10 protein-coding genes are annotated in these 17,307 nt (G+C 33.0%); 7 read left to right on the top strand and 3 right to left on the bottom strand.

Going from position 1 to position 17,307, the window contains the following annotated elements; genetic code table 11:
• Positions 1-356: 356 nt before the first annotated feature.
• A complete protein-coding gene (locus tag ACGK9U_RS01230) occupies positions 357-1,322 on the top strand; it encodes a hypothetical protein (RefSeq protein WP_394464534.1) in 966 nt (321 codons plus the stop codon).
• Positions 1,323-1,658: 336 nt separating this feature from the next.
• Here the strand turns inward: ACGK9U_RS01230 and ACGK9U_RS01235 are convergent, their stop codons facing one another.
• The gene (locus ACGK9U_RS01235) at positions 1,659-2,267 is read right to left on the bottom strand and encodes a superoxide dismutase (protein ID WP_394464535.1); all 609 of its coding nucleotides are present in this window, start codon (positions 2,265-2,267) and stop codon (positions 1,659-1,661) included.
• Between the two features lie 129 nt (positions 2,268-2,396).
• Between ACGK9U_RS01235 and ACGK9U_RS01240 the strand changes: the two genes are divergently transcribed.
• The 6 genes from ACGK9U_RS01240 (at position 2,397) to ACGK9U_RS01265 (ending at position 13,926) form a co-directional block, all read left to right on the top strand.
• Positions 2,397-5,534, top strand: a complete 3,138-nt coding sequence (locus ACGK9U_RS01240; RefSeq protein ID WP_394464536.1) for a UvrD-helicase domain-containing protein — start codon at positions 2,397-2,399, stop codon at positions 5,532-5,534.
• 21 nt (positions 5,535-5,555) lie between these two features.
• Positions 5,556-6,749 carry a glycine C-acetyltransferase gene (gene kbl / locus ACGK9U_RS01245; protein WP_394464537.1) on the top strand — a complete coding sequence of 398 codons (1,194 nt, stop codon included), beginning with the start codon at positions 5,556-5,558 and terminating at the stop codon, positions 6,747-6,749.
• A 144-nt stretch (positions 6,750-6,893) separates the two neighbouring features.
• Complete coding sequence (locus ACGK9U_RS01250; protein ID WP_394464538.1) at positions 6,894-8,246, top strand: OmpA family protein; 1,353 nt, start codon at positions 6,894-6,896, stop codon at positions 8,244-8,246.
• 70 nt (positions 8,247-8,316) lie between these two features.
• Positions 8,317-11,082 carry a PD-(D/E)XK nuclease family protein gene (locus ACGK9U_RS01255; protein WP_394464539.1) on the top strand — a complete coding sequence of 922 codons (2,766 nt, stop codon included), beginning with the start codon at positions 8,317-8,319 and terminating at the stop codon, positions 11,080-11,082.
• 2 nt (positions 11,083-11,084) lie between these two features.
• Positions 11,085-11,927, top strand: coding sequence for an alpha/beta hydrolase family protein (locus ACGK9U_RS01260; protein WP_394464540.1), 843 nt, complete (start codon positions 11,085-11,087; stop codon positions 11,925-11,927).
• A 64-nt stretch (positions 11,928-11,991) separates the two neighbouring features.
• Positions 11,992-13,926, top strand: a complete 1,935-nt coding sequence (locus ACGK9U_RS01265) for a glycoside hydrolase family 97 catalytic domain-containing protein (RefSeq protein ID WP_394464541.1) — start codon at positions 11,992-11,994, stop codon at positions 13,924-13,926.
• Positions 13,927-13,993: 67 nt separating this feature from the next.
• Here the strand turns inward: ACGK9U_RS01265 and ACGK9U_RS01270 are convergent, their stop codons facing one another.
• Both ACGK9U_RS01270 and ACGK9U_RS01275 read right to left on the bottom strand, forming a co-directional pair.
• Positions 13,994-15,172: an aldose epimerase family protein gene (locus tag ACGK9U_RS01270; protein WP_394464542.1), complete on the bottom strand. Its 1,179-nt coding sequence runs from the start codon at positions 15,170-15,172 to the stop codon at positions 13,994-13,996.
• 119 nt (positions 15,173-15,291) lie between these two features.
• The gene (locus ACGK9U_RS01275; protein WP_394464543.1) at positions 15,292-17,283 is read right to left on the bottom strand and encodes an alpha-L-arabinofuranosidase C-terminal domain-containing protein; all 1,992 of its coding nucleotides are present in this window, start codon (positions 17,281-17,283) and stop codon (positions 15,292-15,294) included.
• Between the last annotated feature and the right edge of the window lie 24 nt (positions 17,284-17,307).

Below are 17,307 nucleotides of genomic sequence, written 5' to 3' on the forward strand. Positions count from 1 at the left end.
CGCTTAAGCCAAAATATAAGCCGTTTAACTAGAATATTTTACACAACGCTCAATACGTTATATATTTGACCCACCATAACATAAGTAGGTTAAGTTCATGGTAGATTTGGGGCAAAAAGGTGGACATCTCTGTTCACCTTTTTCATTTTATACATTTCCCGTAAAAACGAGTATTTCTTTTTTGTTATCTATCTCCATCTTAAAACAGATAAAAACTCCTTTAGCTAATGTTCTAAAAAAATTATCTTTACAGGATAACAGTAACAAAAAACTTACTATATTTTGACTTATATTTTCGGAATATGAGTAATAAAGGTTAGTATACAATACGTTGTGTGTAATTTGAAATATAAATTATGATATTTGATTTAGCTCCTCAAATTAGAGGTTATTTAACACCTGCAGACCTATTAATTAGCGTAGGAACTTTCCATTTCTCAACCGAAAAAAGTCAATTATTAAATGGTGGAAATATTTTTAATATTCAAGGAGAAGGTTTCACTTTCAACTTAAGCATACAAAATTTAAGTCTAGTCGTTCAACGTAATGAAACTGTTTCAATTTTAACTCTTGAAAAAATTCCAGAAAAAACAAGGCTAGTAATTTTTGTAATGTGGTCTTACTCAAAATTAACACTTATCTGTAAATACGGAAATAAAGAAGAAGATGAAGTAAAATCAGTAGTTCCAAACAGTCCGATAGCTCCTCCTAACAACCTTTTAAAATGGACTAGACTCAATAATTTAATTCCAACAAAAGAATATGAAAGTGCTGAAGAGTTCAGAACAAAAATCCATTCTTGTCTAACAACAATTAATGACAAAATTGAGGAAAGTGGTGGATTTTATCCATTTTGGAACATCATCTATAAAAAAGGCAAAATAATCAATAGACATCCAAAAAACGAAATAGAAGTTCAACCAGTTGTGCAATGTTTATTATCTGACCAAATGTTGGCTTCTTCAATCGAGATAATTCCTGAATTTAAAGGAGGTGTTGGGAATTTAGACTTCCTGTTTATCGGTCAAGTTAAAAATCGTGGAGCAGTTTATTTTTGTGCAGAATTTAAAAATGCTCATTCCGAGAAAATTTATGACGGATTAACCAAACAACTTCCGGCATACATTAAAAATAAAAAAGCCGATTACGGGGCTTATTGTATATTAAATTATTTTGGAGAATGGTTAAAACCATCTGACAAAACCGATAACATCGAATTTGAAATTAAAAAAACACGACTATCTATGGAAAAACCATTTGTAGATATGATTAGAATATTCAACTTTAATCTTTCTAAACTAATTTCAGCAAGTAAAATATAAAAACTACACACAACATGCGTATACAACAAATAAAATTTAAACCAACATCCATTCAAACCTTCAAATTCTAAAGTTTGAAAATAATAAATTAACTTCAAATTAATGATTGCTTTACGCAAATATGTGCGTTAGGGATTGCAGCGACATCCTTTTGTTTTTTTAATTAATAAGAAAGTCACTTTTTGAGAAGCAAAATATTTAAAAATAGATTCCTGCCTTCGCAGGAATGACAAAAAACAAAAGATATAGCGAAAAGCCCGACCCATTTGGGTAACGCCATAAAAAAAAAGCAAGCCCAATTATGAACTTGCTTTTAGTTCAATATGTAAAGCTATGTTATTTCGCTTCTGCGTAACGTTTTTCTACTTCGTTCCAGTTAATAACGTTAAAAAACGCATTGATGTAATCTGGACGACGGTTTTGGTAGTTTAAGTAATAGGCGTGTTCCCAAACATCCAATCCTAAAATTGGCGTACCTCCACAGCCTACCCCTGGCATTAACGGATTGTCTTGGTTTGGCGACGAGCAAACTTCTACTTTACCACCCTTTTGAACGCATAACCAGGCCCATCCTGAACCAAAACGGGTTGCTGCTGCTTTTGCAAATGCATCTTTAAAAGCATCTACCGATCCATAAGCTGCTATAATAGCATCTTTTAATTCGCCAGATAAATAGCCTTTTCCTTCTGGATTCATCACATTCCAAAATAAGGAGTGGTTGTAAAAACCGCCGCCGTTATTTCTTACTGCAGTATTGTTCATATCAAGATTTGCAAGAATATCTTCAATAGATTTTCCATCTAAATCGGTTCCTGAAATTGCATTATTTAAATTGGTAGTATATCCTTGATGATGTTTTGTGTGGTGTATCTCCATTGTACGAGCGTCTATATGAGGCTCTAAAGCATCATAAGCATATCCTAATTCCGGTAATTCGAAAGCCATAATTTTTTGTTTTTATTATTAGTATTTATTTTCTTTTTCAAATTTACGGATAAAACACATCAATTAAAAATAATTAATTGTTATCAAACCATTGATAGTTTTTATCTTGTATCCAAAATTTTAAAATTCATGCCGCAAAACCATCCTTTTACTATATATAACGCCTCTGCGGGTAGTGGCAAAACCTTTACCTTGGTTAAAGAATATTTAAAAATTTTATTTCAATCGAGCAATCCAAACCAATATAGGTACATTCTTGCTATTACTTTTACCAATAAAGCGGTGGCCGAAATGAAAGAGCGTATTATTGAGGTGCTTAAAACGTTTTCGGATATTGAAATTTTAGAAAACCCTGACAGTATGTTTGCCATTATGTGTGAAGAGTTGCAAATGCAGCCAAACGAGCTTCACCAAAAAGCTAAAAAACTATTAAACAACATTATACATAATTATGCTGCGTTTGATATTTCGACCATTGATGGCTTTACCCATAGAATTATAAGAACTTTTGCTTACGATTTAAAATTGCCTTTGAATTTTGAAGTGGAATTGGACCAAGAATCCCTTTTGAATGAAGCCGTGGACAGTTTAATTGCAAAGGCAGGAACAGACAAAATGCTTACCAATGTGTTGGTTGATTTTGCTATTGAAAAAGCCGATGATGATAAAAGTTGGGATGTATCGTTCGATTTTAACAAAATAGCTAAACTGTTGGTTAATGAAAACGATGTGCCTTTTATTGAAACTTTAAAGGACAAAACTTTGGACGATTTTTTAGCTTTGAAAAGTTTGTTGACCAAAGAAATAAAATCGACCGAAACCTCTATTGTTGAAACCTCCCAAAGTGTATTGAATTTAATTGAAGAATGCGGATTGGAATTTAACGATTTCTCTGGAAGCTATTTGCCAAAACATTTTCAAAAACTAGCTGATAAAAATTTTGATGCTTCATTTGGTACCAAATGGCAAGAAAATTTAGAAAGCAGCACCTTATTCCCAAAACGTGTAAGCCAAAATATTGCTGCTACCATTGAGGAAATTCAACCACAAATAGCCTCCGCTTTTAATTTAAGTAAACAAGCTGTTTTCCATCTTAAATTTTTAAAGGCTTTTTATAGAAACATCACGCCGCTATCGGTTTTAAACGCCATTAATAATGAGCTAACCGAACTTAAGTTAGATCAAAATAAAATGCTTATTTCAGAATTCAATAGCATCATCAGTAAAGAAATAAGCAACCAACCTACACCGTTTATTTACGAACGTATTGGTGAAAAATTCAATCATTTTTTCATTGATGAGTTTCAAGATACATCAACCATGCAATGGCAAAATTTAATTCCGTTACTGGATAATTCGCTGGCTTCAGATAAAGGAACCGCCATGTTGGTAGGCGATGCTAAACAAGCTATTTACCGTTGGCGCGGAGGAAAAGCGGAACAGTTTATTAATCTTTTTTATAAAAAAGCCAATCCGTTTCCAATTCTTGAACAAAAAGTAAAGGACTTAAAGTTTAATTTCAGGAGTTTTAAAGAGGTTGTTACGTTCAACAATGGCTTTTTTAATTATTTGTCCAATCAGGTTTTCAACAATGAAACTTATAAAAATCTTTACGAAAACGCACATCAAAACATTAGTAAACAAGAAGATGGCTATGTGGAGCTATCATTTTTAGATATTGAAAAAGATGATGATAGAGACGCATTATTTTGTGAAAACACTTTAAAAACCATTGAGCGTTGCTTAGAAAACAACTTTACCCTAGACGCTATTTGTGTTTTAGTTAGAAAGAAAAAAGAAGGTGTTGCCATTGCCAATTATTTAAGTCAACACCACATACCCATTGTGTCTTCTGAAACCTTGTTAATAAATAATGCACCCGAAGTACAATTTATAAATAATTTGTTGGGGTTGTTAATTCAGCCTAAAAACAACGAACTGAAAATTGCCGTTTTAGATTATTTGGCTACTTCATTCAGTATTGAAAATAAGCACGATTTTTTCAGTAGCCATTTGCCTTTATCATTAACACAGCTTTTCAAAAGTTTTGAAGCACATCATGTGTTCATCAACAACCAAAATTTATTGCAACTTCCGCTTTACGATTTAGCTGAAACCATTGTGAGAAGTTTTAATTTAGTTAAAACATCCAACGCTTACATTCAGTTTTATCTAGATGTTGTTTTGGATTTTTCACAGAAAAAAGGTTCTGATATTTCAGGGTTTTTAGATTATTTCAACAAGAAAAAAGACAATTTAAGTATTGTATCGCCCAAAGGACAAAATGCGGTTCAAATTATGACGATACACAAATCGAAAGGCTTGGAGTTTCCAGTGGTTATTTTTCCGTATGCCGATTTGGATATTTACCGAGAATTGGAGCCCAAAGAATGGTTTCCTATAAATAAAGATGTTTATAACGGCTTCTCGCATACTTTACTGAATTTCAATAAAGATTTTGAGAATTTTGGTGATGCTGGTTTGGAAATTTTCAACAACCACAAATCTGAACAAGAGTTGGACAACATCAACTTATTATATGTAGCACTTACCCGAGCGGTGGAGCAACTTTATATTATTACGACCAAAGACATTTCAACAAAAGGCGAAGTAAATAGCAAAAAATATTCAGGGTTGTTTATAAATTATTTAGAACATTTAGGTGTTTGGAACGATTCGCAAACTGTTTATACCTTCGGAAGCATCAAAAAAACGTCGAAAGCTAAAAAAGCTTCAACAAATACCACCATTCAAAACGAATTTATATCCACTGCCAAGGAAACACATCATATAAAAGTGGTAACAAAATCGGGCATGCTTTGGGACACTACCCAAGAAGAAGCTATTGAAAAAGGAAACCTGCTTCACAGCATCATGTCTAAAATCAATACCAAAGATGATATTGATTTTGTAATGAGTGATTATCTAAACACCGATGCCATTAATACCGAACAAGCAGAAAAATTAAAAAAGTTGGTGGTTCAAATAGTAGACCATCCAAAACTTGATACTTTTTACACGTCGAGCAACACCATTTATAACGAGCGTGATATTATTACCAAAGAAGGCATTATTTTAAGACCAGATAGAGTGGTTATAAACACTGAAAATGAAGCGGTCATTATTGATTATAAAACAGGTTTTGAAGATAAAAAACATGCACAGCAATTACAATCTTACCAAGATGTTTTGCAAGAGATGAACATAAGTGTTAAAAAGAAGATTCTTGTCTATATAAATAGTGATATTTCAGTAAAAGAAGTATAACTTTGCTAAAAACGCAAAATTATGTACGGAAAACTAAAAAATCATCTTCAATTAGAACTTCAAGACATAAAAAACAACGGACTTTATAAAGAAGAACGGATTATAACTTCTGCTCAAGGTGCAGAAATAACTTTAAATACGGGCGAAACCGTTTTAAACTTTTGTGCCAACAATTATTTAGGATTATCGTCGCACCCCGATGTGATTCAAGCCGCTAAAGATGCCATGGATACACATGGTTTTGGCATGAGTTCGGTTCGGTTTATTTGCGGTACTCAAGATATTCATAAGGAACTCGAACAAAAAATAGCTGATTTTTACCAAACCGAAGACACCATTTTATACGCTGCAGCTTTTGATGCCAATGGCGGTGTTTTTGAACCTTTATTAGGTGCTGAAGATGCCATTATTTCCGACTCCTTAAACCACGCTTCCATTATTGACGGTGTACGCTTATGCAAAGCTGCACGCTACCGCTACGAAAACAGCAATATGGAAGATTTAGAAAACCAACTTATTGCTGCCAATAAAAATGGGGCTCGATTTAAAATCATAGTAACAGATGGTGTGTTTTCTATGGATGGTATAGTAGCACCTCTTGATAAAATTTGCGATTTAGCCGACACATACGATGCATTGGTAATGATAGATGAATGTCATGCTGCCGGTTTTATAGGTAAAACAGGTAGAGGAACTCTTGAAGAAAAGGGCGTTTTAAATAAAATAGACATTATAACAGGCACTTTAGGAAAAGCCTTGGGTGGCGCTATGGGTGGTTACACTACGGGTAAAAAAGAAATCATTGAGATGCTTCGTCAGCGTTCGCGCCCTTATTTGTTTTCAAATTCCTTGGCACCTGCTATTGTTGGAGCTTCAATTAAAGTTTTTGATATGCTTGCCCACGACACCAAATTGCGCGATACTTTAGAATGGAACACCAACTACTTCAAAAAAGGAATGAAAAATGCCGGTTTTGACATTATAGATGGTGATTCTGCCATTGTTCCAATTATGCTTTATGACGCCAAATTATCTCAAACCATGGCAAATATGCTTTTAAAGGAAGGAATTTATGTTATTGGCTTCTTTTTTCCTGTAGTTCCGAAAGAAAAAGCAAGAATTCGCGTACAATTATCAGCTGCGCACACAAAAGTGCATTTAGATAAGGCTATTCTTGCATTCACTAAAGTTGGTAAATTAATGGATATTATATAAAACAAATCTGAAATTGTGTAAAATCATTCTGAAATAGAAATAAATAAGCGAATTTTTCATTTTTTTTATATATTTATCTTTGTTAATAAAATTTAACAACTTACTTTTGTTTACAATTAACACTTAAAAATTAAACTTTTGAATATGAAAAATCTTAGCAGATTATTGTTCGCTATGTTGCTTGTACTTGGTTATAGCAACGCTAATGCGCAAGACAAAAACAACCCATGGCAAATTACCATTGGTGCAAACGCAGTTGATTTCTACCCTACTGGAGACGGAGCCCCTCTTAGTGAAACCTTTTTTGATGAATTTGTTAATGTGGATGACCACTGGAACATCTTACCATCTTTATCAACTATCTCAGTATCTAAATACTTAGGTGATGGTTTCTCATTAGGAGTTGCTGGATCATTAAATAAAATTGACAAATGGGGAGATTCTTCAGTAGATGACTTATCTTACTATGGTGTTGATGGTACTGTTAAATATAACTTTTTACAAGGTACAACTATCGATCCTTATTTAGGTGTTGGTGGTGGTTACACTTGGGTTGACGAAATTGGTGCTGGTACCTTAAACGGAACTGTTGGTTTCAACGTTTGGTTTAGTGACAATGTTGGTTTAACCCTACAATCTTCTTACAAACACGCATTCGAAGATTACTTACAAACTCATTTCCAACATACTGCTGGTATTTCTATCAAGTTTGGTGGTACTGATACTGATGGTGATGGTATTTTTGATAAAGATGATGCTTGTCCAGATGTAGCTGGTATTGCAGCTTTCAACGGATGTCCTGATACTGACGGTGACGGTATAGAAGATAGCAAAGATTCTTGTCCTAACGAAGCTGGTACAGCTGAATTAAACGGATGTCCTGATACTGACGGTGATGGTGTTGCTGATAAAGATGATAAATGTCCTTCTGTTGCTGGTTTAAAAGCTTTATCTGGTTGTCCAGATGCTGACGGTGACGGTGTAACTGATGCTGACGATAAATGTCCTACTACTGCTGGTCCTGCTGCAAACCAAGGATGTCCTTGGCCAGATACAGACGGTGACGGTGTATTAGATAAAGATGATAAATGTCCTTCTGTAAAAGGTACTGTTGCTAACAATGGTTGTCCTGAAGTTTCAGAAGAAGTTCAAAAAACTTTAAATGCTTACGCTAAAACGATTTTATTTGATACTGGTAAATCTACCATCAAAAAACAATCTGAAGTTGTATTAGCTGATATCATCAAAATTCTTAAAGAGTACCCTAATTCTAAATTTACAGTTGAAGGGCACACTGACAGCGTTGGTAGTGATAAATTAAACCAAGAGCTTTCAGAAGCTAGAGCACTTTCAGTTAAAGATTACTTAACTAAAAATGGTATTGATCAATTCAGACTTTCTTCTAAAGGTTACGGTGAGTCTAATCCAATCGATACTAACAATACTTCTAAAGGTAGAGCTAACAACAGACGTGTTGAAATTAACTTAGCTAAATAATACTTTTAAAGTAGAAAATAAATAAGTTTAAAACGCTTCGGATATCCGAAGCGTTTTTTATTTTTATACAATGACAACTTTTATTTTTGATGTTCTAAACGATTTAAAAAACCAGAACAAAAACCTTTCCGAATTAACGTTTGTTTTACCTAGTAAAAGGGCTGGACTTTTTTTAAAGCATCAACTACATAAAGTTAGCAATCAAACTATTTTTTCGCCTACCATTATTAGTATTGAAGAGTTTGTTGAAGAACTGTCTCAACTTCAAACCATATCAAATACTGAATTGTTGTTTGAGTTTTATAATACTTACACCCAAATAACAAAAAAAGAAGAAACGGATACATTTGAAGTATTTTCCAAATGGGCACAAATTTTACTTCAGGATTTTAATGAAATTGATAGGTATCTTATTCCTCAAAAAAACATTTTCAATTATTTAAGTGCTATAAAAGACATTGAAAATCATCATTGGTCACTTGAAGAAAATCAAACGGAATTCATAAAAAAATATTTGTCCTTTTGGAACAAGTTACACACCTATTATTCCCATTTTACAAGGCAACTTATAGGTAAAAAAATAGGCTATCAAGGTTTAATTTACAGAGCAGCGGTTGAAAACTTAAAAAGCTACATTCAAAACAATAATAAAAAACAACATGTTTTTCTAGGTTTTAATGCACTTAACACTTGTGAAGAAACCATCATTCAAGAATTACTTCAAAATAATTTAGCAAAAGTTTATTGGGATATTGATGCTACTTTTTTTAACAGTGCAAACCACGATGCCGCTTTGTTTACAAGGCAACACGAAAAAAACTGGACTTACTTTAAGAACAATCCGTTTCAATGGATTACAACTAATTATTCAAAAGAAAAGCATATTTCAACGTTTGGAATTCCTAAAAATATTGGGCAAGCAAAGTACATTGGGTCGTTGCTAAAAAATTTGCAAAACCAAAATGCAAGCTTACAAAATACTGCTGTGGTTTTAGGCGATGAAAACTTACTAATTCCCGTTCTTAATGCGCTTCCAGAAAATATTGATGCCTTAAATATAACCATGGGTTTTCCGTTAAAGTCTATACCTTTGGCAACTTTATTTGAATCGCTTTTTTATATACACAAAACACCTTCAAACATTTTTTACTATAAAGATGTGGTTAACATAATTTCACATCAATTTATAAGACCGCTTTTGTTTGTTGAAAATATAGATTATGCTTCAAAAATAATTGAAACCATTGATGCCAATAATATTATTTACGTTAGTGCACAGCGTTTAAAAGAAATAGCGCCAAAATCGGTTAGCGTTATCGATATATTATTTTCAAACTGGGATAAAACCATCGATTTAGCACTAAATAATTGCTTTCAGCTCATCTTAAGTATTAAAAACCATTTGGATGAAAATAAAGCGTATCAATTACTTTCCTTAGAGTATTTATTCCGTTTTAATGAATTGTTCAATGAATTGTCGCGCTTAAATTCAAAATACCAACACATCAAAGATATTTCAGCACTATTTAGCATTTATAAAGAATTAATAAGTTCTGAAACTTTAGATTTTCAAGGGGAACCTTTACAGGGTTTGCAAATTATGGGGATGTTGGAATCGCGGGTTTTAGATTTTGAAACGGTTATTATTTCATCTGTAAACGAAGGTGTTCTTCCTTCTGGGAAAAGCAACAATTCATTTATTCCTTTCGATGTAAAATTGGAAAACGAACTTCCTACCTACAAAGAAAAGGATGCGGTTTATACCTATCACTTTTACCGATTGTTACAACGTGCCAAAAAAATCTACATTTTATACAATACCGAAGCTGATGTACTAACTGGCGGTGAAAAAAGCAGGTTTATAACCCAATTAGATCTAGAGGACATCCATAAAATAAACCATCAAATTATAGCGCCTCAAGTGCCTGTTATTGAAGCTTCTTTACAAACAATTGAAAAAAACGACAAACTTTTAGAAGCACTTATTGATGTTTCAAACAAAGGGTTTTCACCTTCATCTTTAACCTCTTATATTAGAAATCCTATCGATTTTTATTATCAGAAAATTTTAAAAATAAAAGAGCATGATGATGTTGAAGAAACCGTTGCTGCCAACACTTTAGGAACTGTAGTGCACAATACGCTTGAAGATTTTTATAAACCTTTAATGGGTATGTTTATAACTTCAGAAATCATTAAAAATTTAAAAGCTCAAATTGAAGAAAAAGTAAGCTTTCACTTTAAAAATGAATATAAGGAAGGTGATATTACCAAAGGTAAAAACCTGATAGTTTTTGAAATAGCCAAACGCTATGTATCCAATTTTTTAGATTTGGAAATTCAGGATTTAAACGCCGGAAATCAAATAAAAATAGTGGCTATTGAAGCGAATAATGAAGTTTTGGTCAATTTTCCTGAGCTTGATTTTCCTGTAAAACTTGTTGGAAAAGTTGATAGGGTTGATGAATATAATGGCACCCTCAGAATTATTGATTATAAAACTGGACGCGTAGACCAATCTCACATTGAAATTGTTGATTGGGAAGCTATCACAACCGATTATAAAAAATACAGCAAGTCTTTTCAAGTGCTAACGTATGCTTATATGATGTATTTAATGGGGCATATAAAATTGCCTGTTGAAGCTGGTATTATTTCGTTTAAAAACTTAAATGCGGGTGTTTTAAAATTTGCCAAAAAAGACAAATCGGGTAATGGTGCTAAAAAAGACTTCTTGATTACTAAAGAAACTATCGCTAATTTTGAAGTTGAACTAAAAAAGCTCATTTTAGAAATCTGTAATCCCAATATTCCATTCATCGAAAAAGACGTCTAAAAATGCTAACACAACAACATATTGTAATTAACGGAAAACACAAAAAACCCATTGTCATGGATGCTACCTATCCTGAAAATAAAACAAATTTACCCGTTATTATATTTTGCCATGGTTACAAAGGTTTTAAAGATTGGGGCGCTTGGAATTTAATGGCAAAACAATTTGCTGAAGTATCATATTGCTTTATAAAATTCAACTTTTCCCATAATGGCGGTACGGTTGAGCAACCCATAGATTTTCCTGATTTAGAAGCTTTTGGAAACAATAATTACACAAAGGAAGTAGACGATTTAGAATCGGTTATAGATTGGGTTTTTAATAACGATGATATAAAAGCCATTACAGACCCAAACAACCTATCATTAATAGGCCATAGCCGAGGTGGTGGCATTACGCTTATAAAAGCTGAAGAAGATAGCAGAATTAAAAGCATTGTTAGTTTAGCTAGCGTATCTGATTATGCCAGTAGAATGGACGCGCTTAGCGATTTAGAATCTTGGAAACAAAACGGCGTAACCTATATTGTAAACGGTAGAACCCATCAGGAAATGCCGCATTATTATCAGTTTTATGAAGATTTTATAGCTAATGAAGAACGCTTAACTATAAAACGTGCCGTTTCAAACTTAAAAATACCACATCTTATTATTCATGGAAATGATGACACCAGTGTTTTAATAGATGAAGCCAAAAATCTCCACCAATGGAACCCCAATAGTGAATTAAAAATTATTGATGGCGCTAATCACGTTTTTGGGGCGAGCCATCCTTGGGAAAAAGAAGATTTACCCATTCATTTAAAAGCTGTTGTAAAAAAGTGTCTTACTTTTTTAATGAAATAAACAAAAAACATTTATCTAGAAGTATCCTATAATTAAATACAATTGTGTATTTTTACAAGTGTGCATGAAACACTTATTTATGAAAACCAACATTATTCTATTTATTTATAGTCTGCTTTTAGTTGCTTGTAATAGTGAAAAAGCCATTACAGTATTTGAAAGCCCCGATAAAAACATTCAGTTAGAATTCAATTTAAACAAAAACAAAATACCCTTTTACAAAGTATTTTATAACAATAAAACGGTTATAGACTCTTCACAACTTGGAATTATTAGAGAAGATGCTAACTTTTATAACAACTTAAAAATTGTAACTATTTCACAACCTAAATTGGTTTCAGATTCCTATACCATGTTACAAGGAAAAAGAAAAAACATTGCTTATACAGCCAATCAATATATAGTAGAGCTGCAAAATGAAGAAGGAAATCTAATTAACATCATTTTTCAATTATCAAATGATGGTATTGCGTTTAGATATCAATTTCCTGAATCATCAAACGATGTAAAATATATTGTTGAAGAAAAAACAACCTATAATTTTAATGAAAACACCAAAGCTTGGTTACAACCCATGTCTAAAGCTAAAACGGGTTGGGAAAGCACAAACCCATCGTATGAAGAACACTATCAAATGGACGTTCCTGTAGCTACTAAATCAGCTATTGGTGAAGGTTGGGTTTATCCTGCACTTTTTAATACGGACGATACTTGGGTTTTAATTTCTGAAACTGCTTTAAACGAAAATTACTGCGGGAGCAGATTAAAATATAGCGATTCTGCAAGCGCATTACAGGTAACTTTTCCTCAAAAGGAAGAAATTTTTCCTAACGGCGCATTAAATCCTGAATCAAAATTACCTTGGTTTACACCTTGGCGTATCATTACGATTGGCTCATTAAAAACCATAACAGAAAGCACTTTAGGCACCGATTTAGCTGATAAAGCTATTGATATAGACACCTCATTTATTAAAAGCGGATTAAGCTCTTGGAGTTGGGTGTTGTTAAAAGACAATTTTACAACTTTTGAAACGTCCATTAAGTTTATTGATTATGCTTCAGAAATGCATTGGCCTTATTGCTTAATTGATGCCGATTGGGACACAAAAATTGGTTATGAAAAAATTAAAGAACTCGCTGATTATGCAAAAACCAAAAATGTGAAATTAATTCTTTGGTATAATTCTTCTGGTTCTTGGAATACCACACCTTACCATCCAAAAGGTAAATTACTTACCCATAAAGACAGAGTTGAAGAGTTTAAAAAACTTGAAAACATAGGTATTGCAGGATTAAAAGTTGATTTCTTTGGTGGTGACGGACAATCTATGATCGCTTATTATCATGGCATCCTAAAAGATGCAGCAGCACATAAATTAACAGTTAATTTTCATGGTGCCACACTACCTAGAGGTTGGCAACGTACTTACACTCATTTATTAACCACAGAAGCCATAAAAGGCGAAGAGTTTATAACTTTCACTCAAGAAACTGCCGATTTTCAACCAAGCCATTGTGCCATGTTACCATTTACCCGCAATGTGTTTGACCCAATGGATTTTACACCTATGGTATTAGATTCTATTCCAAATATTACAAGAAAAACAACTGCTGCTTTTGAATTGGCACTTCCAGTTTTATTTTTATCGGGGATACAACACATTGCAGAAATTCCTGAAGGAATGGCAAAACAACCTCAATTTGTTATTGATTTTTTAAAGGACATTCCAACCAATTGGGACGATTCTAAATTTATTGAAGGCTTTCCTGGAAAGCATGCTATTATAGCTAGAAAAAAAGGTGATACGTGGTTTATTGTTGGTATTAATGGTGATAACGAACCAAAACATTTTGATATCGACTTATCTTTTGTGAATAAAAAAGAAGGATTTATTATTTTTGAAGATACTAATGAATTCAAACAGAAAACCATAAAAGCAACCGATAAGTTAACGGTAACCATGCAAGCACACGATGGCTTTGTAATGAAGTTTTAACCTTATAAAAGCAAAAACCCAGTAAATAACTTTTACTGGGTTTTTGCTTTTAAAACTATAAGAAATACTATTTAACTGAAAACTTAAATGATGTTTTAGACTTATACGTTTCTCCTGGACTTAAAACCACCGAAGGAAAATCTTTTTGGTTAGGTGAATCTGGATAGTGTTGCGTTTCTAAACAGAAGCCAGTTCTATGAGCATAAGTACCTCCTTGTTTATTTGGTAATGTGCCATCTAAAAAGTTGCCTGTATATAATTGAATCCCCGGTTCATCTGAATAAATTTCAAGTAATCTGCCACTTTCTTTCTCGTAAGCAGACGCAGAAAGTCTAACACCTTCATTTTGGTTGTTTAAAACCCAACAATGGTCGTAACCTAAACCTCTGGTTAATTGTTCATTTTTAACACCAATATCTTTTCCTATGGCTTTAGCTATTCTAAAATCGAATGGCGTATTGGTTACATCTTTAAGTTCGCCTGTTGGAATTAAAGTAGCATCAACTGGTACAAATTTATCAGCGTTTATTGCAATTTCATGGTCTAAAATAGGTTTAGAAAAATCGGCTGACAAATTAAAATAAGAATGTTGTGTTAAGTTAACAATGGTTTTTTTATCGGTAGTTGCTTCATAATCAACCAACAATTCATTATCGTTTGTAAGTGTATATGTTACTGTGGTTTTTAAATTTCCTGGGTAACCTTCTTCTAAATCTTTACTTAAATAAGTAAGTATAATTGATGCTGTAGAATCTGTTGAAGCTTCAGCAGCTGTCCAAACTACTTTATCAAATCCTTTTACACCGCCGTGTAAGTGGTTAGAACCATCGTTTGTTGCCAAAGTATATTCTGTACCATCAATTGAAAATTTGCCTTTAGCAATTCTGTTGCCATATCTACCAATTAAAGCACCAAAATAAGGTGTTGCTTTTTCGTATTCCGCTAAGGTATTATAACCTAAAACAATATCTTGGTAACTGTTGTTTTTATCTGGAGCTGTCCATTTTGTAATAATGCCTCCATAGGTTATAATATCTATTTCCATACCCTTTTCATTCTTTAAAGTGTATTTATCTACAGCAATACTATCGGCTGTTGTACCATACGCTTCTTTTGAAATGGTTACTAGGTTTACTTTTTCAGGAACAACCTCAACCTCTTTTTTCTTTTCGTTTTTACATTGTACACTTAAAAAAGCAATACTTAGCAAGGAAAGAACATAAATACTTTTCTTTAATCTATTCATAATTAGTGGTGATTTTTAATTGGTAATTTTTAACTTTTACTTCAATGTTTTACTAAAATCAAACAGTGTAACTATAACACTTATAAGTTTAACGCTTAAAAGTATTAAAAAAATAGAACTTATATTAAGTTAAATTTTAAAATAACGAAGCTATTTGGTTGTAAATCTACCACCGCTTTTTTTCCTTTTAATTTAAAGGCTGATGTTTTCGGACTAATTTTATTTGGCATTTCAAACGAATTTACGTCTATCAAGTTATCACTAGTTAAAACTGTAATTGTTCCTTTAGAGCTTACTTTTTTTCCTAATAAATTTACTGTAACATCTTGTGCGCTACTAGATGTATTTACAAGTTTGATAATAAGTTCTTTTTTATCTGAATCTTTAGCTGCGGTAGCATATAAATTGCTCTGACCAGTTACAGGTTTTCCATCTAAAGTAATTGAAAGCAAATCGGTACCCTTGTTGATGGCATACATTTTTTGAACCTGATAATTTGCTGTCCCATACGATTCTAAATTGTTGAACCAAATCATATCTGGTGTCCATTGCCAACCTTCTTCATGTGCCATAAGTGGTGCATACGATGTTAAATGTACTACTTCGGCATTACGCTCTAAGCCCGTCATAAATGCAGCCTCAGATAGTGCACATTCCCAATTATTTTTATTTAATGGGCTTGCAATGGCAACACTTTGTGCTGCATATTCACCTGCAAATACTTTAGGTCCATTTCGATCGTAACTATCGTAACGTGTAGCGTTTTCTCTAAACCATTGTGGCGGTTTGTAATAATGCTCATCAACTATTTCTGTTTGTAGTTTTTTAAGTTCTTCCCATCCGTAATCAAAATAATCACCCTCTGGAAAAGGACCACTTCCCGATACAATAATCATTTTTGGATATTTCTCTTTTATTGCCTTTGTAAAAACCTTGTAGCGTTCAATATAGTCTGCTCCCCATTGTTCGTTGCCTATACCAATGTACTTTAAATTAAATGGCTTTGGATGTCCCATTTCATTTCTAATTTTTCCCCAGTGGGTATCAATAGAACCGTTTGCAAATTCAATTAAATCTAAAGCATCTTGAATATAAGGGTCTAATTCTTCCATAGGCACTAATTCACCTGTGTTAAACTGGCATGCCATTCCACAACTTAAAATTGGCAATGCCTCAGCACCTATGTCCTCAGACAACAAAAAATACTCAAAAAAGCCTAATCCAAAACTTTGAAAGTAATCGGGAGTTAATCTATGGTCAAACTCCGTATTCCATCTGTTTATTAAAATTTCTCTGTCTTCAACTGCACCAACCGTTTTTTTCCATTGGTAGCGTTGTTCTAAAGTTCTACCTTCTACTATACAACCACCTGGAAAACGTAAAAAACCTGGGTTCATATCATTGAGAAGCTGTACCAAATCTTTACGCAATCCGTTTTTTCTACCTTTCCAAGTATCAACAGGAAATAAGGAAATCATATCTAAATCAATTTCACCTGTGCCTTCAAAAGTAATTTTTAACTGTGCTTTTGCTTCGGTTTTAATTGCTTTAATTTCGGCTGAATATTCTTTCCAAACAGGCGAAGTTGGCGCTATTTTAGTTTCACCTAAAACCTGACCTGACTTATCTATAAACTGAAAAGTAATGGTTTTTATATCACCACTTGGTTTGGCTGCTGAAACATATAAATTATAACTAGCATCCTTTTTAATTCCCATACCTCGGAACCCTTCGTTTATAAGCTCATAACCTTTATCGTTATTTACTTTAACTCTAATGTAATTCTTATTAGTTGGGTTTCCCGTATAATTTACCGCCGAAGCAATACCGGAATTTGAATTAAATGAATGACGATCGCTTTTGGGTTGAAGCCATCCCATAAATGGATTATCAAACTCAAAGGATCTGTTTTTAATCATTTCGGCATACAAACCACCATCGGCAGCAAAATTGATATCTTCAAAAAAGATACCGTACATGGTTGGTTGTATAGGCGCTATGGTTTTGCTTAAATCAACCGAAAGTTCTTGTTGTGCTACACTATTATTTACCAGTAAAACGGTAATTAAAAAGGCCAATAAGCCTTGCTTAGTTAAGGTTTTTAATTTCATTTTTATTAGTTTTGTTTATATTTT

It is taken from the genome of Mariniflexile sp. HNIBRBA6329 (assembly GCF_043558645.1).
In the GTDB taxonomy this organism is placed as follows: domain Bacteria; phylum Bacteroidota; class Bacteroidia; order Flavobacteriales; family Flavobacteriaceae; genus Mariniflexile.

Coding starts and splice junctions, on each gene's coding strand:
- ACGK9U_RS01230 (WP_394464534.1), top strand. CDS start 357: ATGATATTTGATTTAGCTCCTCAAATTAGAGGTTATTTAACACCTGCA.
- ACGK9U_RS01235 (WP_394464535.1), bottom strand. CDS start 2,267: ATGGCTTTCGAATTACCGGAATTAGGATATGCTTATGATGCTTTAGAG.
- ACGK9U_RS01240 (WP_394464536.1), top strand. CDS start 2,397: ATGCCGCAAAACCATCCTTTTACTATATATAACGCCTCTGCGGGTAGT.
- kbl (WP_394464537.1), top strand. CDS start 5,556: ATGTACGGAAAACTAAAAAATCATCTTCAATTAGAACTTCAAGACATA.
- ACGK9U_RS01250 (WP_394464538.1), top strand. CDS start 6,894: ATGAAAAATCTTAGCAGATTATTGTTCGCTATGTTGCTTGTACTTGGT.
- ACGK9U_RS01255 (WP_394464539.1), top strand. CDS start 8,317: ATGACAACTTTTATTTTTGATGTTCTAAACGATTTAAAAAACCAGAAC.
- ACGK9U_RS01260 (WP_394464540.1), top strand. CDS start 11,085: ATGCTAACACAACAACATATTGTAATTAACGGAAAACACAAAAAACCC.
- ACGK9U_RS01265 (WP_394464541.1), top strand. CDS start 11,992: ATGAAACACTTATTTATGAAAACCAACATTATTCTATTTATTTATAGT.
- ACGK9U_RS01270 (WP_394464542.1), bottom strand. CDS start 15,172: ATGAATAGATTAAAGAAAAGTATTTATGTTCTTTCCTTGCTAAGTATT.
- ACGK9U_RS01275 (WP_394464543.1), bottom strand. CDS start 17,283: ATGAAATTAAAAACCTTAACTAAGCAAGGCTTATTGGCCTTTTTAATT.